This window comes from Nocardioides carbamazepini (assembly GCF_024614185.1).
GTDB lineage: Bacteria > Actinomycetota > Actinomycetes > Propionibacteriales > Nocardioidaceae > Nocardioides > Nocardioides carbamazepini.
This window is the reverse complement of record NZ_JAHTLF010000016.1, coordinates 533334-558431: the sequence shown is the minus strand read 5'-3', so window position 1 is coordinate 558431 and position 25098 is coordinate 533334. Positions and strand designations below refer to the sequence as shown.

Sequence of the window (25098 nt, the reverse complement as noted above, 5' to 3'; positions counted from 1 at the left end):
CGGAAATGCAGCGACCCGCAGGTGTGGTCCCGGGACGGGACCCTGCCCGGTGGATGGTCCGGGCTCACCTGCGGGTCGGGTGGCTGCGTTGGATTCGCGCGCAGCCTTCAGAACGGCTGGGCTGCTAGCGAGCAGCCACCTCACGCATCCGATGAGAAATCATTCTTCGGACCACCTCCTTTCCCGTGTGCGACAACGGTAGATCGGGGAGCGGCCGCGCACAACGGGAATTACGCCCGCAAGGTGCTGCGCCGCTGACGGTGCCGCACGCAACGACCGAATTCGTCCTCGCGGGACCGCGTCCGCGACAAGTTCGGTTGGTGCGTCGCGAACCGGGTAGGCGCAGGGCATGACGAGCCCGCTCACCCGGCGTACCTCGACCCTCACCCTGCTGCTCACGCTCGGCCTCACCACGCTCGCGGGCTGCGGCTCCGACGACCCCGACGAGCCCGACATGAGCGCCCCGGCCGCGCCGTCCGCCCCGGGGCCGTCGACGCCGGCCACCACGGCTGTCACGCCCCCGGCCTCCGAGCAGCCGACCCCGCCGGCACCGGCCGCCGACCTGCCGGCGCTGGTCATCCGGCCGGCCGCGATCGGCGACGCACAGGTCGGGATGACCCGCGCCGAGTGGGAGGCGACCGGGCTGTTCGCCGACGGAGCCGCGATCTGCGCGGGTGAGCTGATCCACTGGAAGGACGATCCCGACGGTGCCGGACTGCGGGTGCTGACCGACGACGACGCGACCATCACCCAGCTCTGGGTGACCGCGCCCGGCCCGGTCACCGACCACGGCGACCTCCGGGTCGGCTCGACGTACGGCGAGCTGGCGGCGGCGTTCCCCGACCTCACCGAGCCTGTCGACGACGGCTTCGACCAGTCGTCGGTCTATCCGCCGGGGGAGGAGGACGGACTCCCGTACCTCGGGTTCCTGCTCGACGCCCCGGCCGACGACGTCACCGCCGGGACCCCGATCTCCGCCATCGCGGTCACGGGCGGCGAGCCGGCGTACTTCCAGTTCGACTGCTGATCACGACCGGTCCAGCGGCAGCAACGAGCCGGGGAGGGAGACGGTGGGGCAGGCCGTCCAGTCCGTCTTGTCGGTCGGGCACGGCGTGCTGCGGTCGCGGATGACCTCCACGCTCCCCGAGGCCGGGGTCCAGGTCAGGCCGTAAGGGGGGTTCGCCTCCCTCGTGTCGCCGGACCACGCGATCTCTCCGCCGACCTGGAACCGGGTGCGGGTGTCGCCCGCCTCGGCCAGCCGCCTCCAGACCCCGTCGTAGGTCCAGGTCTGGTAGGCGTCGCCACTATCGCCGGTCCGGACGACGAACTGCACCACGACGGTGGTGCCGACCTTGTCCAGGCCGCTGATCCGCCAGGCCCTGCTGTAGCCGGGAGGCATGCCGTAGTCGGCCGCGATCTCGCCGGTCCGCGGATCGAGCTCGACGACCTTCTGCTCGACCGAGCAGCCGCCGCAGTCCTCGTCCTCCCCGTTGTCCTGCATGATCGCCAGCAGCGACCCGCCGTCGGCGCTGGGCCACAGCCGGACCAGGGGCTCGTTGCGCAGGGCCTGGCTGATCCGGTCGCCCTCGATCCGGAACAGCCCGTGGTCGGTGAGCAGGTCGTTCTCGCTGTTGACGCCCCACTCGACGAAGGTGACGCCGCCCAGTGTGTAGGGCCGGCCATACAGGTGGAACTCGGCGTCCTCGCCGAGCTGGTCGGTCTCCGCCTCGGCGGCCGGGACCTCGATGGTCCGCGGGGCGCCCAGTGCGGCGTCGTACACGATGACGCGGTCGGGGTGCCTCAGCCCGACCGTCGTCAAAGCCTCCGGGGTGACGCCGTACTCGCCGATCCGGACCCGGCCCGAGAGCCATCGGCCGGTCGCGGGATCCAGCACGCGCGCATGGGCGCCGACCACCATCGCCGTACCGTCCGCACGCCAGACCACATCGGGCGCCTTGGGCAGACGGGTGGTGTGCGTCGGCGTGTGGACCAGCGTGTGCGGGCGGCCGTTCAGCACCTGCTCGGAGTACGCCGGACCGGGCACCGGCGTCACGTCGGTCACCGGGAACTGCGGACCGAGGACCGGATCGTGCCGCGCACCGCCGTCCTCGCTGCACCCGGCGAGGAGGGCGGCGCCCAGCAGGAGAACGACGAGCCGGCTCATCAGACCACGGTCGCGGCGAACTGCGCCGCGTGCAACCGCGCGAACGCACCGTCGCGACCGAGCAGCTCCGCGTGCGAGCCCTGCTCGACGATCCGGCCGTGCTCCATCACCAGGATCAGGTCGGCGTCGCGGATCGTGGAGAGCCGGTGCGCGATGACGAACGAGGTCCGGTCGGTGCGCAGCGCGGCCATCGCCTGCTGCAGCAGCAGCTCGGTGCGGGTGTCGACCGACGACGTGGCCTCGTCGAGGATCAGCAGCGCCGGCTGGGCCAGGAACGCCCGGGCGATGGTGATCAGCTGCCGCTCCCCGGCCGACAGGTTGGAGCCCTCGTCGTCGACCCTCGTGTCGTAGCCGTCGGGCAGCGAGTGCACGAACCGGTCGACGTACGTCGCCCGCGCGGCCTCGCGGAGCTCCTCCTCGGTCGCGTCCGGGCGTCCGTAGGCGATGTTGTCGCGGATCGTGCCCTCGAACAGCCAGGTGTCCTGGAGCACCATCCCGATCCGGCTGCGCAGCTCGGCGCGCGACATCCGCGTCACGTCCACCCCGTCGAGCGTGATCCGCCCGCCGTCGAGCTCGTAGAACCGCATGATCAGGTTGACCAGCGTGGTCTTGCCGGCCCCGGTGGGTCCGACGATGGCGACCATCTGGCCGGGGTGGGCGACCAGCGAGAGGTCCTCGATCAGCGGCTCGTCCGGGTCGTAGGAGAACGACACCCCCTCGAAGCCCACCTCGCCCTTTGTCTGGGCCGAGCGTGTCGCAGACGTCGCTCGCCGCCCGGGACTCGCTTCGCTCGCCCCACGGGCGTCGCGACGTGCCGCTTCGCGGCCGTGCGCCACACTGCCGGCCGGGCCGACCTCCACCGGGCCGACCTCCACCGGGTCGACCTCCTCGGCCGCGTCGAGCAGCTCGAAGACCCGCTCCGCCGAGGCCACGCCCGACTGCAGCAGGTTGGCCATCGACGCGATCTGGGTGATCGGCTGGGTGAAGGTGCGGGAGTACTGGATGAACGCCTGCACCTCACCGAGCGACAGCGACCCCGAGGTGACCCGCAGGCCGCCGACGACGGCGACCACGACGTAGTTCAGGTTGCCGATCAGCATCATCATCGGCATCACGAGCCCGCTGATGAACTGCGCGCGGTACGACGACTGGTAGAGCACCTCGTTGGCGGCGTCGAACTCGTCCTCGACCGCCTTGCGCCGGCCGAAGACGGTGACCAGGGCGTGCCCCGAGATCGCCTCCTCCACCTGCGCGTTGAGCCGGCCGGTCTGGCGCCACTGGCTGATGAACTGGGTCTGCGAGCGCTTCATGATCCGGCTGGTCGCGAACATCGCGATCGGCACGGAGACCAGCGAGATGACGGCGAGCAGCGGGGAGACCCAGAACATCGCGCCGAGCACGCCGACCACCATGAGCAGCGAGGTGAGCAGCTGGCTCATCGTCTGCTGGAGGTTCTGGGCGACGTTGTCGATGTCGTTGGTGACCCGGCTGAGCAGCTCGCCACGCGGCTGCCGGTCGAAGTAGGCCAGCGGGAGGCGGTGGACCTTCTCCTCGACGTCGGTGCGCATCTGCTTCACCGTCGCCTGGACGATGTCGTTGACGAGATAGCCCTGCAGCCAGCCGAGCACCTGTCCGCCGACGTAGACGAGCAGCGTGATCAGCAGGATCTGGCCGACCTTGTCGAAGTCGACGCCCCGCCCGGGGACGATGTCGAGGCCGCGCAGGAAGTCGGCGAAGCCGCCGTCGCCCGCGGCCTCGGCGTTCGCGACGGCGTCCGCCTTGGTGCTGCCCTCGGGCAGCCGGCCGCCGATGAAGCCGTTGAACACCTCGTCGGTCGCCCGGCCCAGCAGCCACGGGCCGACGACGACGGAGGCGACGCTGCCGATGCCGAGCAGGACGACCGCGATCGCACGCCCCCGCGCCGGCCGCAGCCGCGCGAGCAGGCGCCGGGCGGACGTGCCGAAGTCGTCGGCCTTCTGCCCGACCATGCCGCCCATCGGGCCGCGCCCGGGGCCGCCCTGCTGGACGATCCGCTCGGTCTGCTTCATGGTCGTGGACCCGGTGGTCGAGCCCGTCGAGGTCTCACTCATGCGGGCACCTCCTCTCCCTTGATGCCCTGTGAGGCGGCGATCTCCTGATAGGTCGGGTTGTCCCGCATCAGCTCGTCGTGGGTGCCCTTGCCGACGACCTCGCCGTCCTCGAGCACGAGGATCAGGTCGGCGTCGCGGATGGTCGCGATCCGCTGCGCGACGATGAGCACCGTGGCGTCCCGGGTCACCGGCTCGAGCGCCGCGCGCAGCCGGGCGTCGGTGGCGACGTCCAGCGCCGAGAAGGCGTCGTCGAAGAGATAGATCTCGGGGCGCCGGATGAGCGCCCGGGCGATGGCCAGGCGCTGCCGCTGGCCGCCGGAGACGGTCGTGCCGCCCTGCGCGACGGCGGTGTCGAGCTGCTCGGGCATCGCGCGGACGAAGTCGGCGCCCTGCGCGATCTCGAGCGCGGCCCACAGCTCGGCGTCGGTGGCGTCCGGCCGGCCGTAGCGCAGGTTGGACGCGACCGTCCCGGAGAACAGGAAGGCCCGCTGGGGCACCAGCCCGATCCGCGACCGGAGCAGCTCGGGCTCGAGGTCGCGGACGTCGACGCCGTCGACCCGGACCACGCCCTCGGTGGCGTCGAGGAGCCGCGGCACCAGGTTGACCAGGGTGGTCTTGCCGGCGCCGGTGGAGCCGATGACGGCGATCGTCTGGCCGGGGCGGGCGGAGAAGGTGACGTCGCGCAGCACCGGCGCCTCCGCGCCCGGGTAGGTCAGGCCGACGCCCTCGAGGTCCAGGTGGCCGGCGACGGCGACCTCGGTGACCGCCTGTGCCGGCGGTACGACGCTGGTGCCGGTGGCGAGCACCTCGCCGATCCGGTCGGCGCTGACCGAGGCCCGCGGGATCATCATCAGCATGAAGGTGCCCATCATCACCGACATCAGGATCTGCATCAGGTAGGCCAGGAACGCGGTCAGCGCACCCACCTCCATCTGGCCGCCGTCGACGCGGTGACCGCCGAACCAGATGACGCCGACGCTCGCGGCGTTGGAGACGCCCATGACGAGCGGGAACATCACCGCCATCCAGCGACCCGCGCGCAGCGAGACGTCGGTCAGGTCCTCGTTGGCCCGCTCGAAGCGCTGGATCTCCTGGCGCTCGCGGACGAAGGCACGCACGACCCGGATGCCCGAGATCTGCTCGCGCATCACCCGGTTGACGTCGTCGAGCCGCACCTGGACCTGGCGGAAGGCCGGCACCATCCGGGACACGACCAGCCCGATGCAGACGAAGAGCACGGGGACGACGGCGACGACCAGCCAGGACAGGCCGAGGTCCTCGCGCATCGCCATGATCACTCCGCCGACCATCATGATCGGGATGGTCACCGCCATCAGGCAGGTCATCATCGCCAGCATCTGCACCTGCTGGACGTCGTTGGTGGCACGGGTGATCAGCGACGGGGCGCCGAAGGTGGAGACCTCGCGGGCCGAGAAGCTGCCGATCCGGCCGAACACGGCCTTGCGCAGGTCGCGGCCGAACGCCATCGCGGTCTGGCCGCCGAACCATGCCGAGGCCATCGAGCAGGCCGCCTGGACCAGGGCCACGGCGAGCATGATGCCGCCGAGCTTCACGACGTACCCGGTGTCGCCCCGGGCGACGCCCTTGTCGATGATGTCGGCGTTGAGGCTGGGCAGGTAGAGCATGGCGGCGGTGCCGGTGAACTGCAGCACGACGATGGCGGCCAGCCAGCCCTTGTAGGGGCGCAGGTGGTCGCGCAGGAGCCCGATCAGCATCGGTGCGAGTCCTTCCTCAGCACACCGTCCAGGACGGTGTCGACGATCTCGACGGGGGTGAGCAGGTCGCCGTCGGCGATCTCCTCGTGGGACGCGGCGAAGGTCAGCAGCCGCCAGACGTGGAGCACCCGGTCCGGACCGCGGTCGAAGCGATCGATGTCGGGTGCGATGAGCAGGTAGAGCCGGTCCTGCACCTCGGCGAGGCCCTCCTTGATCTCGGGTCGCTCGGTGAGATGGTCCGGTGGGCCGACGAAGCCCATGGACCTCATCAGGCCGAAGATCGCCAGGAACCGCTGCTGGAGGACCGCGGTCATCGCGATCATCCGCTCGCGCAGCGGCAGCGCGAGGTCGATCTCGTCGAGCCGCTGCAGCACGTCGCCCGGCTCGAAGGCACGCGCGATCGTGGTGTCGACCAGGTCGTCCTTGGACTCGAACACCCGGAAGATGGTGCCCTCCGCGACCCCCGCGGCCTCGGCGATCAGCCGGGTGGTCACCCGCCGCCCGTGCTCGTAGAGCAGGGGTCGGGTCGCCCGGATGAGCATCTCCCGACGGTCGTCGGGCGACAGCGGCGCGGCACGAGGTGGCATGCCCGCCACAGTAAATGAGTGAGCACTCACTCACAAGAGATTTAATCAGGTGCGCTCCCGGACCGGGACTCCGTACGGTCGGGGCATGAGCCTCTTCGTGATGGTGCGTCGTGTCCGGGCAGCGGACGCGGCGGGACTGGGGATGGCACCCGCTCCGGCCTGACTGGGCCCGTCGCGTCGTCGCCGACAGCCTCGTCGTGCCGGGTGACCTGGTCCTCGACATCGGCGCCGGGCACGGCGCGCTGACCGGTCCCCTGGTCGACGCCGGCGCCCAGGTGGTCGCCGTCGAGCTGCACCCGGGCCGGGCGGCCGCCCTCCGGGCGCGGTACGCCGACCGCGGGGTGCGCGTGGTCCGCTGCGACCTGCGCGAGCTCCGTCTGCCCGCCCGGCCGTTCCGGGTGGTCGCCAGCCCGCCGTACTCCCTGTCCACGCCGCTGGTCCGCCTGCTCCTCGGCACCGACCGCCTCCTCTCGGCCGATCTCGTGCTGCAGTCCGCGACGGCGCGGCGGCTCGCCGCGGATCCGCCGCGCGCCCGCCACGCCCGCCGCTACCGGCTCCACGTCGGCCGGGCCGTGCCGCGCGCGGCCTTCCGGCCGCCGCCCCGGGTCGACTCGGTGGTGCTGCGGGTCGAGCGGTGAGCCCGGTCCGTGCCGGGCCCCGGACCGGCCTCAGTCGAGCGCGGCGGCGAGGTCGCTGCCCGGGAGCACGGGCACCCGCAGCCGGGCACCCTCGCTGCCGCCGACCCGGAGGGTGTGCAGGGCCGGCAGCGACAGCGGCGAGAACAGCGAGGTCCCGACGATCTGGATCCGGAGCCGGTGACCGGCCCGGAAGACGTTGCCGACCGGCCACAGCTCGACCTGGTAGCGCCGGAACCTGCCCATCGTCGCCCGGTCGACGGTGCCGTAGTCCCCGTAGGGCTGCACCACCGCGCCGCCGTCGCTCAGCGACCGGCCGGGGACCAGGTTCGGGTAGTCGGTGGAGAGCCGGCCGACGGTCAGGGGGTGCGCGGAACCGTCCGGGGCGACGTCGGAGAGGATCGCCCAGATGCCGGACCCCGGCGTCGTGGTCGCCAGGGGCAGGTCGAGCGCGAGCGGACCCGCCAGTGCCACGTCGTCCGCCAGAGCATCGGTCGTGTAGGTCAGGCCGGTCAGGTGGTCGACGGCAACCGCGTTGGAGTGGCCGAGGAAGGGCAGCGTCCCCGTGAGCGCCTTCGCGCCACCGGCCTCCAGCAGCGACCAGGTCGGCACGTCCGACATGGTCGGCAGGGTCGGCAGGGTCAGGTAGGACTCCTTGCGCGCGGTCACCGACGGCTCGGTCGTCAGCCGCTTGCCCGCGCCGAGGGCGAGCTCGGTCCAGGTGGTGCCGGGGACCGGCCAGTCGGTGGCGTCCCGGACCGTGTACTGACCATCGAGGTACGCCGCCCGGTCGCCGTGGGCGAGCAGCAGCCGGACCGCGGGCCGGCTCTCGATCCCGTTGTCCTCGCCGCGCAGGTAGTGGTCGAGCCAGGCCCGGGCCTCCCCCGCGCCGCCGTCGGTGCCGGCCGGAGTGCCGTCGTGCCCGCCCTCCATCACGAGGTGCGCGCCGTCGTCGCGCAGCGCCTGGAAGGCCTGGAACACACCGCGCGACTCGACGTCGTAGAACCCGTTGAGCATGAGCACCGGGATGTCGTTGGCGTCGCCGCGCCAGCCGCGCTCGGTCCACCAGGAGTCGAGGCGGGGGTGCGCGAGCACGCCGAGGCCGCTGGCGAAGAGCCCGCCGACCACGCCGAGCGAGGTGGCCGGATCGCGCCGCAGGCGGTCGATCCCCTGCAGCAGGGCCGGGGCGCCGATCATGCCGATCACCCCGGCACCGGGCACGAGGTTGAGGACACCGCCGGGCACGAGCAGGTCGCGGTAGAGCTCGTGGGTGCCGGAGCGCAGGATCGCCGCCTTCACGCACGGCAGCTGCTGGTGCCAGGAGTTGTAGAGCACGATCGCGCTGGCGGAGAAGCCGTTGAGGGCCAGGTCGCCGTCGCTGAACGGCTGCGCGCAGGCCCACTGCAGCACCTCGACCACGTCGCGCTGGCTCTTCGGGCCGAGCGCGTCGAAGGAACCGTCACTGTCGCCGGTGCCGCGGATCTGGACCAGCAGGAAGTTGTAGTCCGGCGTCACCTCGAGCGTCCGGCTGTTGTCGCCGTAGGGCGAGAACTCCACCACGGTGGGCTTGGCCGTCACCGGGCCGACACTGGTCAGCGTCGTCTGCAGCTCGACCCCGTCCGACGCGGTGAACCGCTGGTCGACGACGACCGGAGCGGGGGTGGCCGGATCGTCGGCACCGGCCGGTCGTGGCGAGGCCGCCAGGCCGGTCCCGGCGAGGCTGAGTGCGACAAGGAGTCTGGTGAGGGTTCGCGGTCCCATGTGAGCACAACGACACGAGCGCTCGTGGGCTATGTCGCGGCGCCCGACCCACAATGGAGCCATGGCACGCGTCGCTCTGGTCCTCGGCTCCGGCGGCGCCCGCGGGTACGCCCACCTCGGCGCGGTCCAGGAGATCCGCGACCGCGGTCACGAGATCGTCGCGGTCTCGGGTACGTCGATGGGTGCCGTCGTGGGCGGCCTGGTCGCCGCGGGCAAGGACGACGAGTTCGCCGCGTGGGCCGCGACGCTCACCGGTCGCCGGGTGGTCCGGCTGGCCGATCCGACGTGGGCGGGCGGCGGTGCGGCCACGGCCGAGCGTCTGATGGCCGCGCTCGACGAGATCGTCGGCGACGTGACGATCGAGTCGCTGGCCATCCCCTACACCGCTGTCGCCACGGATCTCCTCGCCCGCCGCGAGGTGTGGTTCCAGCGCGGTCCGCTGATCCCCGCGATGCGGGCCTCCTTCGCCATCCCCGGCCTGTTCACCCCCGCCGTCGTCGACGGCCGGGTCCTCGTCGACGGCGGCCTGCTCAATCCACTGCCGCTCGAGCCGACCGCCGCCGCGGTCGCCGACTTCACGATCGCCGTCTCCCTCCAGGGACCACGCGAGCCGCACGAGCCGACCTCCCCGGCCCGCGGCTTCTCGGTGCGCCGGGCGGAGTGGGCGGCCGACCTGCGCCGCCGGTTCCGCCGGGGCGAGAGCAGCGAGCTCGACGCGGAGGCGGCACTGGAGGCCGCGGAGCTGTCCTCCGACGCGGGCGTGCCGGCCGCGCGGCCGCCCGAGGCACCCGCCGAGGCACCCGTGGCCGACGCCGTCGACGTACGGCCGGACGTGCGGACCTCGGAGGTGGTGTCGTTGTCGTTCGACGCGATGCAGAGCCTGATCACGCGCTACCGCCTGGCCGCGCTGCCGCCCGACGTCCTCGTCACCATCCCGCTCAGCGCCGCCCGGACCATCGACTTCCACCGGGCCGAGGAGCTGCTCGACCTGGGCCGCACGCTCACCAAGGCCGCCCTGGACGACGCCGGGCGGTGATCCCGCGCACCGCCGGGCCCCGAGGACCGCTGGACTTCAATATAGTTGTGTTCATACAATCGTTGTATGAGCACAAGCAATCAGACGCCCTTGAAGCTGTGGTTGGCGATGACCGAGCTGGTCATGGACCACAAGAATCTGTGGCGGGAGACGTTCGAGAGCAGGCTGGAGGTCCCGTTCAGCCGGTACCGCGCCATGCGTCGGCTCGAACGGCGTGCCCTCACCCAGCGCGACCTGGCCGACCTGCTCCACGTGGACGCCCCGGCCGCCTCGGTGATCGTGACGGACCTGGTCGACCGCGGCCTGGTCACGCGCCGCCCCCACCCGGAGGACGGGCGGGCCAAGATCGTCGAGATCACCGACTCGGGCCGTGACTGGATGGAGGAGGTGCGGTCGCTCCCCGTGGCCGTCCCGGCCGCGGTCGACGTGCTCTCGGCCGCCGAACGGCGCGATCTGGCCCGGCTGCTCGCGAAGATGCGCGACGCGGGCACCGCATGAGCGACCGCCCGGCTCCGCGTCCCGGGCTGGTCCTCGGCATCTGCTGCCTGAGCCTGGTCATGGTCGGCATCGACATCACTGGACTCAACCTCGCGCTGCCGTCCATCGAACGCGATCTGCACGCCACCTACACCCAGCTGCAGTGGGTGATCGACGCCTACACCGTGGTGCTCGCCAGCCTGCTGATGCTCGCCGGCGCCCTCGCGGACCGGTTCGGGCGACGCCGGGTCCTCCAGGCCGGGCTGGTCACCTTCGCCGTGGGCTCCCTGCTCTGCTCGGTGGCACCCAGCGTGGAGGTGCTGATCGCGGCCCGAGTGCTCCAGGCCGTCGGCGGAGCGATGCTGAACCCGGTCGCGATGTCGATCATCACGACCACCTACACCAGCCCTCGGGAGCGGGCCCGCGCGATCGGCGTCTGGGGCAGCATGGCCGGCCTGTCGATGGCCCTGGGCCCGGTCGTCGGCGGGGTGCTCGTCGACGCCGTCGGCTGGCGCGCGATCTTCTGGGTCAACCTGCCCGTGGCAGCTGCCGCCCTGGTCCTGACCGCGATGTTCGTCCCCGAGTCCCGCGCCGAGCGACCGCGGCGTTTCGACCCCGTCGGCCAGGTCCTCGTCGCCGTGATGCTCAGCGCCCTCACGTTCGGGATCATCGAGGGCCGCGGGCTGGGCTGGGGCTCCGCCGTCGTCACGGGCTGTCTGGCGGCCGCCGCCGTCTCGTGCGTCGCCCTCGTGCGCTACGAGCTGCGCCGCGACCAGCCGCTGATCGACCCACGCCTCTTCCGCAGCGTCCCGTTCGCCGGGGCCGTGCTGCTCGCCGTGCTGGGCTTCGCCGCCTTCGGCGGCTTCCTGTTCCTCAACTCGCTCTACCTGCAGGACGTACGTGGCCTCAGCCCGCTCCACGCCGGGTTGATGACGCTGCCCATGGCCGCGATGATCGCGATCGCCTCGCCACTCTCGGGCCGCGTCGTCGGCGCCCGTGGGCCGCGGATCCCGCTGCTCGTCGCGGGAACGGGGCTGGCCCTCTCGGCGCTGGTGCTGCTGACGGTCCACGAAGACACGTCGTACGCGATCCTGGTGCTCGCCTACGTCGCGCTCGGCACCGGCTTCGGCGCGATCAACGCCCCCATCACCAACACGGCCGTCTCCGGGATGCCGCAGGAGCAGGCCGGCGTCGCCGCGGCGGTCGCGACCACGAGCCGCCAGGTCGGGACCACTCTCGGCGTCGCCGTCATCGGCGCCGTCGCGCTCGGCCACCTCGACGGCCACCTCGACGGCCGCCTCGGCGGACGGACCGGAGGACCGCCCGGCGCGGAGCTCGCCGCCGCGACCCACGCGGGCTGGCTGGTCATGCTCTGCTGCGGGCTCGGCGTGCTCGTGGTGGGACTGGTGTGCACCCGACCGCGGGCGCTGCGTGCCTCCGGCGCGACGGGCCCGGCGCGGCTGTCGTCCGAATCACCCTGACGAAGGGGAGCCAGGTGGCGAGTCCGGCGGCCGACCGGAGAGGCGTTCCTCGTGGTCCTCGAGACGGCGGTCCCACCAGCTGGCCCGTCAGCGGGCGCCGGCGCATCCGGATCCGCGAGGATGTCCTCGTGGCAGCCGACGACCGCACCGACCCCCGCGACGCCCTCCGTGCCGAGGAGCGCGCGCGGGCGCATGCCGAGTTCCGCTCGCTGCTGATCCCCTCCCACGAGGTGCCGCGGTTCGACGTGGCGCCCGAGGACGCGGCCGAGGAGGTCGTGGACCCCGAGGAGGTCGCGCGGGTCGAGGAGGTCGCGCAGGTCGCGCCCGCGGAGCTGCCCGACGACGAGCACGAGGCGCTGCGCCGGGTCGTGGTGACCGAGCACGCCATTCCCCGGTTCGAGCCGCTCGAGGGCGCGGGCCAGGTACCCGGCCTCGGCGACGAGGTGGTCCGGCGCCGCCGTCGCAGCAGCCGGCGGCGGCGCTCCAGCCACCGCCCGAGCCGGCACGCGCCGGGCTCCGCCCCCGAGTCCGCCGCCGAGTCCGCCGCCGAACCCGTTCTCGAGCCGGTGGCACTCCTCGTACCGGAGCAGCCCGAGCCGGAGCCCGGCGTACCCGGGCCGGACAGGGAGCCCCACGCCGAGACCGAGGCGGATCTCACGCCCGGCGCCGTGACCGCGCGGCCGACGCCGGGGCGCCCGCCCGTCGGGGGTGCCGACCGGCGCGAGACGCTGATCCTGGTCGGGGTGATCGCGGTGCTGATCCTGCTCGGCGCGATCTATGCGGCGGCCCAGAGGTCCGACCAGCCCCGCGACAGCGGCTCGCCTCAGGGTGCGAGCCTGGTGACCTCCCACCCGGTGGCCGTGCGGGCGTAGCGCAGCCGATCGTGCAGCCGGCCGGGTCGCCCCTGCCAGAACTCGAAGGACGTCGGCCGCACGCGATAGCCGCCCCAGGCCGGCGGGACCGGAACCTCCGCTCCGGCGAAGCGCTCCTCGGCCTCGCCGTAGCGCCGGTCGAGCTCCGCCCGGCCGTCGACCACCTGGGACTGCGGTGAGGCCCAGGCACCGAGCTGGGCGCCGCGTGGCCGGGAACCGAAGTACGCCGCGACCTGCTCCGCGGCGAGCGGGTGCGCCGTCCCCTCCACCCGGACCTGGCGCTCCAGCGGGTGCCACGGGAACAGCAGCGCGCACCGCGGCTCCGCGCCCAGCGCGGCACCCTTGCGGGAGCCGGTGTTGGTGAAGAAGGTGAACCCGTCGTCCGGGCCCTGGGCCGCGACGCCCTTGAGCAGCACCATCCGCGCCGACGGCGCCCCGTCGGGGTCGACGGTCGCCACGACCATCGCGTTCGGCTCGTGCACGCCGGCCGCGGCCACCTCGTCGAACCAGCGCTGCCACAGCGGCCACGGCACGTCGGGCACATCGGACTCGGCCAGCCCGCGGTCGCCGTACTCCCGGCGCAGGGCGGCGAGGTCGGAGAGCGAAGTCGGGTCGGCGGCCATGGACCCACCTTAGGGACCGCCCCCGCAGGGGCGTGGGGCAGAATGCCGGGTGGCCCGCGGGTCGCCCGGCTCGGACGCACCTGCACTCATCGCTTCGAAGGAGTTCGCCGATGCCCGAGGTACACCACGGACTGGAGGGCGTCATCGCCTTCGAGACCCAGATCGCGGAGCCCGACAAGGAAGGCTCGGCCCTGCGCTACCGCGGTGTCGACATCGAGGACCTGGTCGGCCGGGTGCCCTTCGAGAACGTCTGGGGCCTGCTCATCGACGGCTCCTTCAGCCCCGGCCTGCCGCCGGCGGAGGCGTTCAGCCTCCCCGTCCACACCGGCGACGTGCGGGTGGACGTCCAGGCGGCGATCGCCATGCTCGCGCCGGCGTTCGGCTTCGGTCAGACCTACGACATCGACGACGAGCAGGCCCGCGCCGACCTCGCCCGGGTGGCCGTGATGGTCCTCTCGTACGCCGGCCAGTCGGCCCGCGACCTCCACCTGCCCGTCGTACCCCAGAAGACGGTCGACGAGGGCAGGACGCTGGCCGAGAGGTTCCTCATCCGCTGGCGCGGCGAGGCCGACCCGAAGCACGCCCACGCCATCGACGCCTACTGGTCCTCGGCCGCCGAGCACGGCATGAACGCCTCGACGTTCACCGCCCGGGTGATCACCTCGACCGGCGCCGACGTCGCGGCCGCCTTCTCCGGCGCCATCGGCGCGATGAGCGGCCCGCTGCACGGCGGCGCGCCCTCGCGGGTGCTGCACATGATCGAGGAGGTCGAGAAGAGCGGCGACGCCGAGGGCTACGTCAAGGGACTGCTCGACTCCGGCGAGCGCCTGATGGGCTTCGGCCACCGCGTCTACCGCGCCGAGGACCCCCGCGCCCGGGTCCTGCGCCGCACCGCCCGCGAGCTCGACGCTCCCCGCTACGAGGTCGCCGAGGCGCTCGAGAAGGCCGCCCTGTCGGAGCTCCGGGCCCGCCGCCCCGACCGCGTGCTGGAGACGAACGTCGAGTTCTGGGCCGCGATCGTCCTCGACTTCGCCGAGGTCCCCGCCCACATGTTCACCTCGATGTTCACCTGCGCGCGCACCGGCGGCTGGTCGGCCCACATCCTCGAGCAGAAGCGGACCGGCCGCCTGATCCGCCCCTCGGCGATCTACACCGGTCCGGCCGCCCGCCCTGCCAGCGACATCGAGGGCTGGGACGCCGCCTGGGGCCAGTGAGCACGGGGCCGGTCTGATTTCGTCGTACCGGACATATCGGTCGTGATTCCGCTGAATTCACGACCGATATGTCCGGTACGACGGGGTTCAGACCCGCCCGGCGTACCAGGAGAGCCTGCCCCGCGCGGCCGCCCGGGTGAGCGAGATGTGCACGTGGTCGCGGTGCCGCAGGGTGCGGGAGCACTCGCGCCTGGTCGGGCAGGCGGCGCTGAGGTACGGCGCGGGCGCGAATCGGCGCCAGGAGGACCAGGTGGTGTCGTCCCAGATGACGTACATGACACCCATCCGCCGGGCCAGGGCGGCCGGGTTGCCGGCGGCGTCGGGGGCGAAGAGGGTGGCGAGGAGCCTGCGGACGCGACGCCGGTCCGCCGGTCGACGTACGTCGACGGTCCAGTCGAAGGCCCGCCCCTCGCTGTGCTCCGAGGGGCTGCTGCCGCACGCCCGGGAGATGCCGCCGAACGTGCCGCCGAAGCGGCGGAGCGTCCAGCGGGCGAGCGCCTCCGTGCCGGGCCGGTCGCGCGGCGAGCAGCGGACGGGCGGCTCGTACGCCGCGTAGTCCTCGATCGGCGCGGCGTCGGCGACCGCGCCGGGTACAGGCAGCCCGGGCAGCCCCGTCACCGCCGTCACCGCCGTCGCCAGCAACACGGCAGCGAGCAGGGTGCGCACGACGGACACGCAGGTCCATCGGCACCCGCCGCCAGGACCTGAGCCTGGACGCGAGGCTCAGAGCACGATGCCGACCTGCTCGAGGAACGCAGCGGCGGCGGGAGCGGGACCGAACCGGCTCCACACGACGTGCTCGGTGCGGACCGGCGCCCGGGTGACGGGCACGGCGACCAGGCCGGGCAGCTGGTCGACGAAGGTGGACGCCAGGAGGGCGACGGCGAGCCCGGCGCGCAGGATCCGTCCCATCAGCAGCATGTCGGTGGTCTCGAAGCTGACCTCGCGGCGCAGCCCGGCGTCCGCGAACGCTCCGTCGGCCTGGAGCCGCCCGGTGCTGCCGGCCGGGAAGTCGACGAAGGTCTCGCCGGCCAGGCGCGCGAGGCTCAGCCGGGAGCGGCCGGCCAGGGCGTGCTCCGGCGCCATCACGGCCCGGTGCTGGTCGCGAGCCAGCTGCCGGCCGGTGACGCCGGTGATCTCCCATCCCTCCGGCAGCCCGAGGAAGGCCAGGTCCAGTGCTCCGTCGGCGACCTGCTGCACGTGGGTGTCACTGTTGCCGCTGGTGAGCCGGACCTGGACCTGGGGATGGCGCTCACGGAACGTGCGCAGCGCCGCGGGTACGTCGACCGCCGCCACCGTCGGGATGACGCCGATCGACAGCGGCCCCCGCACCTCTCCGGTCACGGCGGCGACCTCCGCCCGCGCCCGGTCCGCGGCGTCCAGGCACTGCCGGGCGATGGGCAGGAACGCCCGGCCGGCGGGGCTGAGCCGGACCTGCCGGCTGGTCCGGTGGAAGAGGCGTACGCCGAGCTCCTGCTCCAGCCGCGCCACCTGATGGCTGAGCGCGGATTGCACGACGAAGCAGGCCTCCGCGGCCCGGGTGAAGGTCCCGTGCTCGGCGATCGCGATGACGTACCTCATCTGCTGCAGCTCCATCCATCAATCTTGATTCACGATCAATCAGATGAAAAGCATGTGTTGGACTCATGAGTAGGGACGGCGGATGCTGGTGCCATGACCACGACCGAGCTCCGGCCGCCGGCTCCGGCAACGGGGGCCGCCCCCACCCCCGGCACCGCGGGACTCACCGCCCTCACGGCACTCGCGCCCGCGGTCTGGGGCACGACCTATCTCGTGACCACCGAGCTGCTGCCGCCGGGACATCCGCTCTTCGCCGGCCTCCTGCGCGCCCTCCCGGCCGGTCTGCTGCTGCTCGTCGTGCTCCGCCGCCTGCCGCAGGGCGTGTGGTGGTGGCGCTCTCTCGTCCTGGGCGCCCTCAACATCGGCATCTTCTTCCCGCTCCTCTTCGTCGCGGCCGAGCGGCTGCCGGGTGGCGTCGCCGCCACGGTGGGCGCGGTCCAGCCGTTGCTCGTGATCGCCCTCGCGCTCCCGCTGCTCGGCGAGAGCCCGACCGTGGCCCGGGTCGGCTGGGCGGTGGCCGGCGTCGGCGGCGTGGCGCTCGTGGTGATCGGCCCCGAGGCCGCACTCGACCCGGTCGGCCTCGTCGCCGGGCTCGGCGGCGCGCTGTCGATGGCCGCGGGCGTCGTCCTCACCCGCCGCTGGGGGCGACCCGAAGGGGTGGGCTCCGGCGTCCTGGTGAGCTGGCTGCTGACGGCCGGCGGCCTGGTGCTGCTGCCCCTGACCTTCCTCGTCGAGGGTGCGCCGCCCGCGATCGACGGATCGGCGGCCGGCGGCTACCTGTGGCTGGGCGCGGTCGGCGGGCTGGCGGCGTACCTGCTCTGGTTCCGCGGCCTCGGGTCGCTGCCGGTCGTCGCGACCGCGCTGCTCGGGCTGCTCTCCCCCGTCGTCGCGGCCGCGCTCGGCTGGCTGGTCCTCGGCGAGGCGCTCCGGCCGGTCCAGCTGGCCGGCTTCGCCCTCGCGCTGGCCGCGATCCTCGGCGGGCAGCTCACCCGGCGCTGAGTGCCGTCAGCGCGCGACGTGGTCGAGGAGCTCCTCGCCTGCCGCCGCCGCGGCGACCGGGTCGCCCTGCCGGATCGCCGCCAGCACCGCGTCGTGCTCGGCCGCGAGCACGTCGGAATCGGTCAGGGGCTGGATGCTCGCGCGCAGGGTCGGGACCAGGCCGTCGTAGAGCTCGACGAGCAGCGGGTTGTGGGCAGTCGCGACGACGGCGCAGTGGAAGTCGACGTCGGCGTCGACGGAGCCCGGGCCGTCGCCGTCGCGGACCGCGGCGCGGCGGCGGGCCATGATCGCGTCCAGGACGGCGAGGTCGTCGTCGGTACGACGCACCGCGGCCAGCGCCGCCGCGCGCACCTCGATCGCGTGCCGCACCTCCAGCAGGTGCTCGAGCTCGACCCGGTCGAGCTGCTTGTGCATCAGCGCCTGCAGCTCGGTGGTGGCGGCGACATAGGTGCCGTCGCCGCGGCGGACCTGCAGCAGACCGAGGTGGGCGAGTGCCTTGACGGCCTCCCGCACGGTGTTGCGGCTGACACCGAGCGCCGCGGCGAGCGCGGGCTCGGGCGGGATCCGGGTGCCGACCTCCCACTCACCGCTCTCGAGCAGCGCACGCATGCCGTCGATGGCCTGGTCGACCAGCGAGGCGGGGGTGGTGGGGGCGAGGGGCACGGCGACCTCCGTTCATTGGTCCAATCATCCTATGTCTGTCATCCTAGACGCATGTCCGCCTCCGTCCATGATGCCGCCGCCGATCCCGAATGCGCATCCGGCGGCCGCTCCGCCCCGGCGAACGGCCCCTCCGCCCGGGCGAGGATCGGCCTGGTCGTCGCCGTCCTGCTCGTCGCCTTCAACCTCCGCCTGGCCATCACCTCGCTCGGGGCGCTGCTCGACCACCTCGGCGATCTCGGCGTCTCCGCCGCGACCCAGGGCGTGCTGACGTCGCTGCCCGTGCTCTGCTTCGCCGTCGTCGGCGCGACGGCGATGGCGGTCACCCGGTGGATCGGCGTCGACCGCGGCCTGGTCGGCGCCCTCGGCCTGCTCACGGTCGGCCTGGTGCTGCGCGTCCTGGACGGCACCCCGGCCCTCGTCGCCGGCACCGCGGTCGCCTGCGCCGGCATCGCGCTCGGCAACGTGCTGGTCCCCGCCATCGTCAAGGAGCACTTCCCGCACCGGATCGGCGTGATGACCGGCGCCTACACCGCCGTGCTCTCGTTCGGCTCGGCGATCGGCGCGGCCACGACGGTGCCGATCGCCAACGCCGCCGGCAGCTGGCGCGTCGGCCTGGGCGTCTGGGCCCTGACCGCCCTCGCCGCGGCGCTCGCCTGGGCGCCGTACTGCCGTCGGCGCGATCCGCGCCGCGCCGAGGTCCGCCGCACCCCCCTCTGGCGCAGCCCCACGGCCTGGGCGGTCACCGTGCTCTTCGGCGCCCAGTCGCTCTACGCATACGTGATGATGAGCTGGCTCCCCAGCGTGTACGCCGCCGCGGGGTTCAGCGACGAGACCGCCGGCCTGCTGCTGGCGGTGAGCATCACCATCGGCGTCCCGTTCTTCTTCCTCGCCCCGAGCCTCGCGGTGCGGCTGCGACACCAGGGGCACCTGGTCGTGGCGCTCACCGCACTGACCATGCTCGGCTGGACCGGCCTGTGGCTCGCCCCCGCCGACGGCGCCTGGCTGTGGGCGGCCCTGCTCGGGGCCGGCGGCGCGGTGTTCCCGGTGACGCTGTCGTTCTTCGCCCTGCGCACGACCTCGACTGCCGACACGGCGTCCCTGTCGACGATGGCGCAGAGCATCGGCTACCTCATCGCCGCCGGCGGGCCGCTCCTCGTCGGCATCCTGCACGATGCCAGCGGCAGCTGGCGGCTCCCCTGTGCCCTGCTCGCCGGGATCGGCGTGATCCAGATCGGGGCGGGCTACGTCGCGGGTCGGCCGGTGCGGATCAGCGCCAGCCGCTTGTAACTAAGTGTTACAGCACGGTTGTCCACCACATGGGCCCCACCAGTCCCATATCGCGTACGTAACCCTTAGTTGCAAGAGCGCAGCGCCCCCACCAGCACCTCCAGCGCCCGGTCCAGCTCCTCGTCGGTCGGGCCACCGAACCCCACGACGAGGCCGCTGAGCCGGGCCGTGCGGCAGTAGTCGCGCAGCAGGTTGACCCCGAACCCCGCCCGCTCGGCGGCGGCGTGGACCCGGACGGCGCGGGCGTGCGGCAGCAGCCAGGCGGAGTACATCCCGGCGACCGGACCGGCCAGCTGGGCGTACGGCGAGAGGGCCGCCACCACCCGCGGCGCGCGCTCGGCGTAGACCCGGCGCGCGGAGCGGACGACGGCGTCGACGTACCCGTCGCGGAGCAGGGTGACCAGCGCTCGCTGCACCGGCCACGGGGGGACGTCGTGGGTGAGCGCGCGGTGGGCGTCGAAGGCGTCGAGCAGGTGGTCGGGCACGACCGCCCAGCCCAGGCGCAGGGAGGGCAGGATCGCCTTGGACGCGGTTCCGAGATAGGCGACCCGGCCGCGGTCGAGCGAGGCGAGCGCCGGGACCGGCGCGACGTCGTAGCGGAACTCGGAGTCGTAGTCGTCCTCCACGACGAGCGCGTCGTCGCGGTGGGCGGTCGCCAGCAGGCGCAGCCGGTCGGCCGCGGGCAGCACCCGGCCGAGGGGGTGCTGGTGGGCCGGAGTGACGTACGCCGCCGCGCAGCCGGCGAGGTCGGTCACCGGGTCGAGCGCCGGCAGGTCCCGCACGCTCCGGCCGGCCTCGCGCGCGGTAGCGACCGCCGCGCGGTAGCCGGGGTCCTCCAGGGCGACCGCGCCGGGCGGCAGGACCGCGAGCAGGTGCCGCAGCCCGGCGGTGGTGCCGCCCGTGAGCCGGACCCGGTCCGCGTCGACGGCGAGGCCGCGGGTACGCCCCAACCGCTCCGCGAGGAGCGTGCGCAGCTCGGGCAGGCCGCGCGGGTCGTCGTAGCCCCGCGGCGGGGTGGCCACCGACACCTCCCGCCAGGCCCGCCGCCACACCGCCTGGTGGCGCGGGTCGATCCACGGCGTGCCGGCGTCGAGCAGGACCAGCGCCCGCTCCCGGGCCGGGGTACGACGGCGGGCAGGTGCCGCGTGATGGCCGGCCGGGCCGCCGGCGACCCAGGTGCCCGAGCCCCGTCGTGCCTCGAGCCAGCCCTCGGCGAGGAGCTGGTCGAAGGCCTGCTCGACCACCGAGCGCGAGACGCCGAGGTCGGCCGCGAGGCGCCGGGTCGCGGGCATCGGGTCGTGGCGGGCGAGGGCGCCGTCGAGCACCAGCTGCCGGACCTGGTCGGCGAGCTGGGTGCCGAGCGGACGGGGGTCGGCACGGTCGAGTCGGACGGGAAGCAAAGTGGCCTGCCAAGAACTGTGGGAACTGGCCCGTGCAGACAGGCCACTTGTCTCCGACGATGGTGCCATGAGCACGCCGACCACCCAGCCACTGGAGCCCACCGACCGCACCCGGGTGCGGCGCGGCCGCAACCGGGCGGTGGCCGACCGCGCCGAGCTCCTCGCGCTGCTCGCCGACGGCCTGGTCGCCCACCTCGGCGTCACGATCGGCGACCACCCGATCGTGCTGCCGGCGGCGTACGCGCTCGACGTCGACGGCCCCGACGAGGACGGCACGCTCTACGTCCACGGCTCGGTCGCGGCCCGCTGGCTGCGGGAGTCCGCGGAGGCGACCGTCTGCGTCACCGTCACCGAGCTCGACGGCCTGGTCGCCGCCCGCTCGGCCTTCCACCACTCGATGAACTACCGCTCGGCCGTCGTCATCGGCCGGGCGCGGCTCGTCGACGACCCCGGCGAGCGGAGGCACGCCCTCGACCTCATCGTGGACCACATGATCCCCGGCCGCGCGGCGACCCTGCGACCGAGCACCCGCAAGGAGCTGGCGGCCACGGCCGTGCTCGCCGTACCGCTCCACGAGGCGTCGATGAAGGCCCGCGCCGGCGGCCCCGTCGACGACCCGGAGGACGTCGAGGCGGGCGTCTGGGGCGGCCACGTGCCGATCCGCCGGACCATCGGCGCGCCCGTTCCCGCCGCCGACAACGTGCCCGGCCTCGGTGTGCCGGACGACGTGCGCTCACGGGCGTCGTAGCCCCGACTCGATCGCGAACACGACGAGCTGGGCGCGGTCGCGGGCCTGCAGCTTGACCATGGCCCGGCTGACGTGGGTGCGGACCGTGTCGGGACTGACGACCAGCGCCTCGGCGATCTCCCCGTTCGACCTGCCGGTGGCGACCCAGCCGAGGATCTCGCGCTCCCGCTCGGTGAGGTCGCCGAGCCGCGGGTGTGGACGCTCGGGCCGGCTCGCGCCGAAGTGATCGATGACGGTGCGGGTCACCGACGGCGCGAGCAGCGAGCCGCCGTCCGCGACGACCCGGACCGCGCCGAGGATCGCGGTCGGCTCGGCGTCCTTGAGCAGGAACCCGCTGGCGCCGTTGCGGAGGGCCTCGAAGACGTACTCGTCGAGCTCGAAGGTCGTCAGCATCACGACCTTCACCGCCGCCAGCGCCGGGTCGGCCGCGACCTCGGCGAGCAGGCCGAGGCCGTCCAGGACCGGCATCCGGATGTCGCAGAGGACGACATCGGGCCGGGTACGACGGATCAGGGCCAGTCCCTCGCGCCCGTCGGCCGCCTCACCGGCGAGCTCGAGGTCGGGCTCGGCCGCGACGAGCGTGCCCAGCCCCATCCGCACCAGCGGCTGGTCGTCGACGAGCGCGACCCGGATCGGCGCCGTGGGGTCTCTCATCGGCGTCTCCGCGGGGTGGTTCATACGGGCAGCACCGCGGTGACCTCGAACCCGCCGTGCTCCAGCGGTCCGGCCCGGAACGTGCCGCCGATCGCGGTCACCCGTGCCCGCATGCCGCCGATGCCCATGCCCTCATCCTGCACCGCGCCGCCGCGGCCGTCGTCGGAGACACGGAGGGCGAGGGTGCCGGCGCCCCGCTCCCAGGCCACGGTGGCGGCGCCGGCCGCGGCATGACGCAGCACGTTGGTGAGCGACTCCTGCACGACGGCGTACGCGACCTCGCCGGTCGGCGCGTCGACCTCGCCGGGCTCACCGACGACGTCGACCCGCAGGCCCGCGGCCCGCACCCGGTCCACCAGGGCGGGGATCGCCTCGACCCCGGCCGCGGGGCGCCGCGGGGCGGACTCCCCCGCGATCGTCGCCAGCTCGACCCGCAGCACCTCGAGCGCCTCGCGGCTGGTCGAGCGGATCGCCTCGAGGCTGGCCCGCGCCGCGGCCGGGTCCCGATCCAGCACGTGCAGTGCCACGCCGGCCTGCATGGCGATCACCGCGAGGCCGTGCCCGACGCCGTCGTGCAGGTCCTGCGCCATCCGCAGCCGCTCCTCGGTCGCGGCCCGCTCGACCCGCTCGGCGCGCGCCTCGAACCGATTCCGGGTGGCGGTCGCCACGGCGCCCGCGGCCAGCACCACGCCGAGCATGCCGATGGCCTGCCACAGGCTCTTGTGCGGCTCGTCGGCATGCCACTCCCAGCGCGCCCACAGCCCGGCCGCCAGCAGCCCGACACCCACCAGCGCACCGGGCAGCCAGCGCGCGACCGGGACCGCCGCCGCGACCAGGAAGGTGACGACCGGCAGCGCGAGGAAGACCGGCCCGTCGGCGTACCCGAGGGCGAAGTAGAGACCGCACAGCGCGCCCGACCCGACGAGCGAGACCCCAGCGAGCCGACCGGACAGCGGCGGCAGCACGGCCGGCAGGGTCGCGACGACGACGAGGAGCACGCCGAGCGGCACCGGGTGGTCCACGTCGTTCTTGCCGTTGGAGGCCGCGGTCCCGAGCAGCACGATGACGAGCACGGCCCAGGGCCACCACGAGCGGTGGGCGCGGGTCAGCTCGGCCACCGTGGGATGCGTCGTCCGGTGGACGGTCGGATGGGTCATGCAGCGAGGCTAGAACGCCCGGCGCCCTCGGGCGTACGTCGACGGGCGCCGCCGTCGTACGCAGGATCGCGTACCCCATCACCTCCGCACGGCGGACGCGCGAACGGCCCCGGCCGACGACGGTGGGAGCCATGAGCACCCCAACGACAGCGAACACACCGGTGGCGAGCACCGAGAACCTCACGAAGGTCTACGGCGACCGGGTCGCCGTGGACAAGGTCACGATGACCGTGCGGCGCGGCGAGGTCTACGGCTTCCTGGGGCCCAACGGCGCCGGGAAGACCACGACCCTGCGGATGCTGCTCGGCCTGGTCCGGCCCACCTCCGGGTCGGCGCGGATCACGGCCGGACGGGGCGACGGCTCCGTCGGCGCCCTCATCGAGGGCCCCGGCTTCCACCCGTACCTCTCCGGCCGCGCCAACCTGCGCGTCCTGGCCCGGCACCGCGGGCTGTCCGACGCCGAGGTGGAGCGGGTCCTGGAGCGGGTCGACCTCGCCGGCCGGGGCGACGACAGGTTCAAGGGCTACTCCCTGGGCATGAAGCAGCGGCTCGGCGTCGCGGCCGCTCTGATGGGCGACCCCGAGCTGATCATCCTCGACGAGCCGACCAACGGCCTCGACCCGGCCGGCATGGCCGACATGCGCGCCCTCGTCGTCGACCTCGCCCGCGGCGGCCAGACCGTCCTGCTGTCCAGCCACATGCTGGCGGAGGTGCAGGAGATCTGCCACCGCGTCGGGGTCATCCACGACGGTCGGCTGCTGCGTGAGGCAGGGGTCGCCGAGCTCCGCGGCGGCGTCTCGCTGCGGATCCGCGCAACCCCCGAGCCGGAGGCGCTGGCCGTCGCGATGCGGCTGGCCGGCGACGACGGCGTACGCCGGGAGGCCGATGGCGCCCTCCTGCTGACCCTGCCCGCCGACCGGGCCCCCGACGTCACCCGGGCGCTGGTCGGCGCCGGCATCGACGTCCACGAGATCACCGCTGCCGAGCGCAGCCTCGAGGAGGTCTTCTTCGAGATGACGAGCCAGAAGGAGTCTGTCCGATGAGCACCCTGATCGCCAGCGCCACAGCCACCACCCGCAGCACCCGCGCCGAGCTGGTGCGCCTGCGCGCCTGGCCGGCCGTGTGGATCACCCTCGGCGCCTGGCTGGTGCTGAGCGTGATGTTCGGGTACCTGTTCACCTACCTGTCCTACACCAGCGGCGACCCGGGCTTCGCCGACGAGGGCACCACCCAGGCCGAGCAGCTGGCCCGGATGCTGCCGGACGCCGTACCCGAGGTCTTCCTGCAGGGCATGCCGATGTTCGGCGGCGCCCTGATGATGGTGCTGGGCGCCCTCGTCGCCGGGAACGGCTACGGCTGGGGCACCTGGAAGACCCTCTTCTCGCAGGGAGTGCGCCGCACGCCGGCCGTGCTCGGCTCGGTGACCGCGCTCACGGCGGTCGTCGTCGGCACCCTCGTCGTGACCTTCGGGCTCGACCTCGGCATCTCGCTGGTCATCGCGTCCAGCGAGTCGCAGGACATCGTGATGCCCTCGCTCGGCTCGGTCGGCGGGGCCGCCGGCGCCGGCTTCCTGGTGCTGGAGATGTGGGCCCTGCTCGGCTTCCTGCTCGGCACCCTGGCCCGCGGCCCGGCGCTCTCCGTGGGCCTCGGCCTGGTCTGGGCGCTGGTCGTCGAGAACCTGCTCCGCGGCGTGGGTCAGCTGCTCGGGTGGGTCGAGAGCCTCACCGAGGTGCTGCCCGGGACGTCCGCCGGCTCCCTCATCGGCGCCGTCATCGGCCTCGACCCGACCTCGGGCGACCAGACCCCCGGCGTCCTCGACACGGTCTCCGGCGACCGGGCCGCGATCACCGTCGCCGTCTACGTGGTCCTCGCCGTCGTCGCCAGCATCGCGCTGGTCCGGCGTCGCGACGTGGCCTGAGCGGCCGGGCCGGTC

Annotated in this window: 24 protein-coding genes; 12 read left to right on the top strand and 12 right to left on the bottom strand. The window is 73.6% G+C overall.

The genetic code is table 11. From position 1 onward, the window contains the following. Positions 1-349: 349 nt before the first annotated feature. On the top strand, positions 350-1027 hold the full coding sequence (locus KVF89_RS15350) for a hypothetical protein (RefSeq protein WP_257426775.1): 678 nt from the start codon (positions 350-352) through the stop codon (positions 1025-1027). On the opposite strand, the gene KVF89_RS15345 is transcribed toward KVF89_RS15350, so the two are convergent. Genes KVF89_RS15345 through KVF89_RS15330 form a run of 4 tightly spaced genes read right to left on the bottom strand, consistent with a single transcriptional unit; the run spans position 1028 to position 6577 of the window. Continuing rightward, positions 1028-2164, bottom strand: a complete 1137-nt coding sequence (locus tag KVF89_RS15345; protein ID WP_257426773.1) for a hypothetical protein — start codon at positions 2162-2164, stop codon at positions 1028-1030. It abuts the gene before it with no gap. Beyond that, entirely contained in the window at positions 2164-4254 is a 2091-nt protein-coding gene (locus KVF89_RS15340; RefSeq protein WP_257426771.1) for an ABC transporter ATP-binding protein, read from the bottom strand. Before KVF89_RS15340 ends, KVF89_RS15345 begins: the two co-directional genes overlap by 1 nt. After that, positions 4251-5990 (bottom strand): ABC transporter ATP-binding protein, encoded by a 1740-nt coding sequence (locus KVF89_RS15335; protein ID WP_257426769.1) that lies wholly within the window; start codon positions 5988-5990, stop codon positions 4251-4253. Before KVF89_RS15335 ends, KVF89_RS15340 begins: the two co-directional genes overlap by 4 nt. Continuing rightward, positions 5984-6577 carry a TetR/AcrR family transcriptional regulator gene (locus KVF89_RS15330; protein WP_257426767.1) on the bottom strand — a complete coding sequence of 198 codons (594 nt, stop codon included), beginning with the start codon at positions 6575-6577 and terminating at the stop codon, positions 5984-5986. The genes KVF89_RS15335 and KVF89_RS15330 overlap by 7 nt, the downstream gene beginning before the upstream one ends. 110 nt (positions 6578-6687) lie before the next feature. Here KVF89_RS15330 and KVF89_RS15325 point away from each other — a divergent pair, with 110 nt between their 5' ends. Next, positions 6688-7215, top strand: coding sequence for an rRNA adenine N-6-methyltransferase family protein (locus KVF89_RS15325; protein ID WP_257426765.1), 528 nt, complete (start codon positions 6688-6690; stop codon positions 7213-7215). Between the two features lie 30 nt (positions 7216-7245). Here the strand turns inward: KVF89_RS15325 and KVF89_RS15320 are convergent, their stop codons facing one another. Beyond that, positions 7246-8973, bottom strand: a complete 1728-nt coding sequence (locus KVF89_RS15320) for a CocE/NonD family hydrolase (RefSeq protein ID WP_257426762.1) — start codon at positions 8971-8973, stop codon at positions 7246-7248. Positions 8974-9034: 61 nt separating this feature from the next. On the opposite strand from KVF89_RS15320, the gene KVF89_RS15315 reads away from it, so the two are divergent. The 4 genes from KVF89_RS15315 to KVF89_RS15300 all read left to right on the top strand — a co-directional run bounded on the left by KVF89_RS15315 (position 9035) and on the right by KVF89_RS15300 (position 12839). Then, on the top strand, positions 9035-10009 hold the full coding sequence (locus tag KVF89_RS15315) for a patatin-like phospholipase family protein (RefSeq protein WP_257426755.1): 975 nt from the start codon (positions 9035-9037) through the stop codon (positions 10007-10009). 66 nt (positions 10010-10075) lie between these two features. Continuing rightward, positions 10076-10507: a MarR family winged helix-turn-helix transcriptional regulator gene (locus KVF89_RS15310; RefSeq protein WP_257426753.1), complete on the top strand. Its 432-nt coding sequence runs from the start codon at positions 10076-10078 to the stop codon at positions 10505-10507. After that, entirely contained in the window at positions 10504-11967 is a 1464-nt protein-coding gene (locus tag KVF89_RS15305) for an MFS transporter (protein ID WP_257426751.1), read from the top strand. Before KVF89_RS15310 ends, KVF89_RS15305 begins: the two co-directional genes overlap by 4 nt. A 128-nt stretch (positions 11968-12095) precedes the next feature. Continuing rightward, positions 12096-12839 carry a hypothetical protein gene (locus KVF89_RS15300; RefSeq protein ID WP_257426750.1) on the top strand — a complete coding sequence of 248 codons (744 nt, stop codon included), beginning with the start codon at positions 12096-12098 and terminating at the stop codon, positions 12837-12839. Here the strand turns inward: KVF89_RS15300 and pdxH are convergent. Then, complete coding sequence (gene pdxH, locus KVF89_RS15295) at positions 12791-13462, bottom strand: pyridoxamine 5'-phosphate oxidase (protein ID WP_257426748.1); 672 nt, start codon at positions 13460-13462, stop codon at positions 12791-12793. The genes KVF89_RS15300 and pdxH overlap by 49 nt on opposite strands. Positions 13463-13572: 110 nt before the next feature. On the opposite strand from pdxH, the gene KVF89_RS15290 reads away from it, so the two are divergent. Further along, positions 13573-14676 carry a citrate synthase 2 gene (locus tag KVF89_RS15290; RefSeq protein ID WP_257426746.1) on the top strand — a complete coding sequence of 368 codons (1104 nt, stop codon included), beginning with the start codon at positions 13573-13575 and terminating at the stop codon, positions 14674-14676. An 87-nt stretch (positions 14677-14763) separates the two neighbouring features. On the opposite strand, the gene KVF89_RS15285 is transcribed toward KVF89_RS15290, so the two are convergent. Both KVF89_RS15285 and KVF89_RS15280 read right to left on the bottom strand, forming a co-directional pair. Continuing rightward, positions 14764-15351 (bottom strand): VldE C-terminal domain-containing protein, encoded by a 588-nt coding sequence (locus KVF89_RS15285; RefSeq protein WP_257426745.1) that lies wholly within the window; start codon positions 15349-15351, stop codon positions 14764-14766. 48 nt (positions 15352-15399) lie between these two features. Further along, positions 15400-16272: a LysR family transcriptional regulator gene (locus tag KVF89_RS15280; protein WP_257426744.1), complete on the bottom strand. Its 873-nt coding sequence runs from the start codon at positions 16270-16272 to the stop codon at positions 15400-15402. A 78-nt stretch (positions 16273-16350) separates the two neighbouring features. Between KVF89_RS15280 and KVF89_RS15275 the strand changes: the two genes are divergently transcribed. Continuing rightward, positions 16351-17256: an EamA family transporter gene (locus tag KVF89_RS15275; RefSeq protein ID WP_257426741.1), complete on the top strand. Its 906-nt coding sequence runs from the start codon at positions 16351-16353 to the stop codon at positions 17254-17256. 6 nt (positions 17257-17262) lie between these two features. Here KVF89_RS15275 and KVF89_RS15270 read toward each other — a convergent pair whose 3' ends face one another. Then, on the bottom strand, positions 17263-17919 hold the full coding sequence (locus KVF89_RS15270; protein ID WP_257426740.1) for a FadR/GntR family transcriptional regulator: 657 nt from the start codon (positions 17917-17919) through the stop codon (positions 17263-17265). 51 nt (positions 17920-17970) lie between these two features. Here KVF89_RS15270 and KVF89_RS15265 point away from each other — a divergent pair, with 51 nt between their 5' ends. After that, positions 17971-19206: a CynX/NimT family MFS transporter gene (locus tag KVF89_RS15265; protein WP_257426738.1), complete on the top strand. Its 1236-nt coding sequence runs from the start codon at positions 17971-17973 to the stop codon at positions 19204-19206. A 65-nt stretch (positions 19207-19271) separates the two neighbouring features. On the opposite strand, the gene KVF89_RS15260 is transcribed toward KVF89_RS15265, so the two are convergent. Continuing rightward, positions 19272-20606 carry an aminotransferase-like domain-containing protein gene (locus KVF89_RS15260; protein WP_257426737.1) on the bottom strand — a complete coding sequence of 445 codons (1335 nt, stop codon included), beginning with the start codon at positions 20604-20606 and terminating at the stop codon, positions 19272-19274. Between the two features lie 67 nt (positions 20607-20673). Between KVF89_RS15260 and KVF89_RS15255 the strand changes: the two genes are divergently transcribed. Then, a complete protein-coding gene (locus KVF89_RS15255) occupies positions 20674-21354 on the top strand; it encodes a pyridoxamine 5'-phosphate oxidase family protein (RefSeq protein WP_257426735.1) in 681 nt (226 codons plus the stop codon). On the opposite strand, the gene KVF89_RS15250 is transcribed toward KVF89_RS15255, so the two are convergent. Then, positions 21340-22008 carry a response regulator gene (locus KVF89_RS15250; RefSeq protein WP_257426733.1) on the bottom strand — a complete coding sequence of 223 codons (669 nt, stop codon included), beginning with the start codon at positions 22006-22008 and terminating at the stop codon, positions 21340-21342. The two genes, KVF89_RS15255 and KVF89_RS15250, sit on opposite strands and share 15 nt — an antisense overlap. Before the next feature lie 20 nt (positions 22009-22028). Next, on the bottom strand, positions 22029-23165 hold the full coding sequence (locus tag KVF89_RS15245) for a sensor histidine kinase (protein ID WP_257426731.1): 1137 nt from the start codon (positions 23163-23165) through the stop codon (positions 22029-22031). 131 nt (positions 23166-23296) lie between these two features. On the opposite strand from KVF89_RS15245, the gene KVF89_RS15240 reads away from it, so the two are divergent. Then, the gene (locus KVF89_RS15240; protein WP_257426729.1) at positions 23297-24208 is read left to right on the top strand and encodes an ATP-binding cassette domain-containing protein; all 912 of its coding nucleotides are present in this window, start codon (positions 23297-23299) and stop codon (positions 24206-24208) included. Further along, a complete protein-coding gene (locus tag KVF89_RS15235) occupies positions 24205-25083 on the top strand; it encodes an ABC transporter permease (RefSeq protein ID WP_257426727.1) in 879 nt (292 codons plus the stop codon). The genes KVF89_RS15240 and KVF89_RS15235 overlap by 4 nt, the downstream gene beginning before the upstream one ends. The last annotated feature ends 15 nt before the right edge of the window (positions 25084-25098 follow it).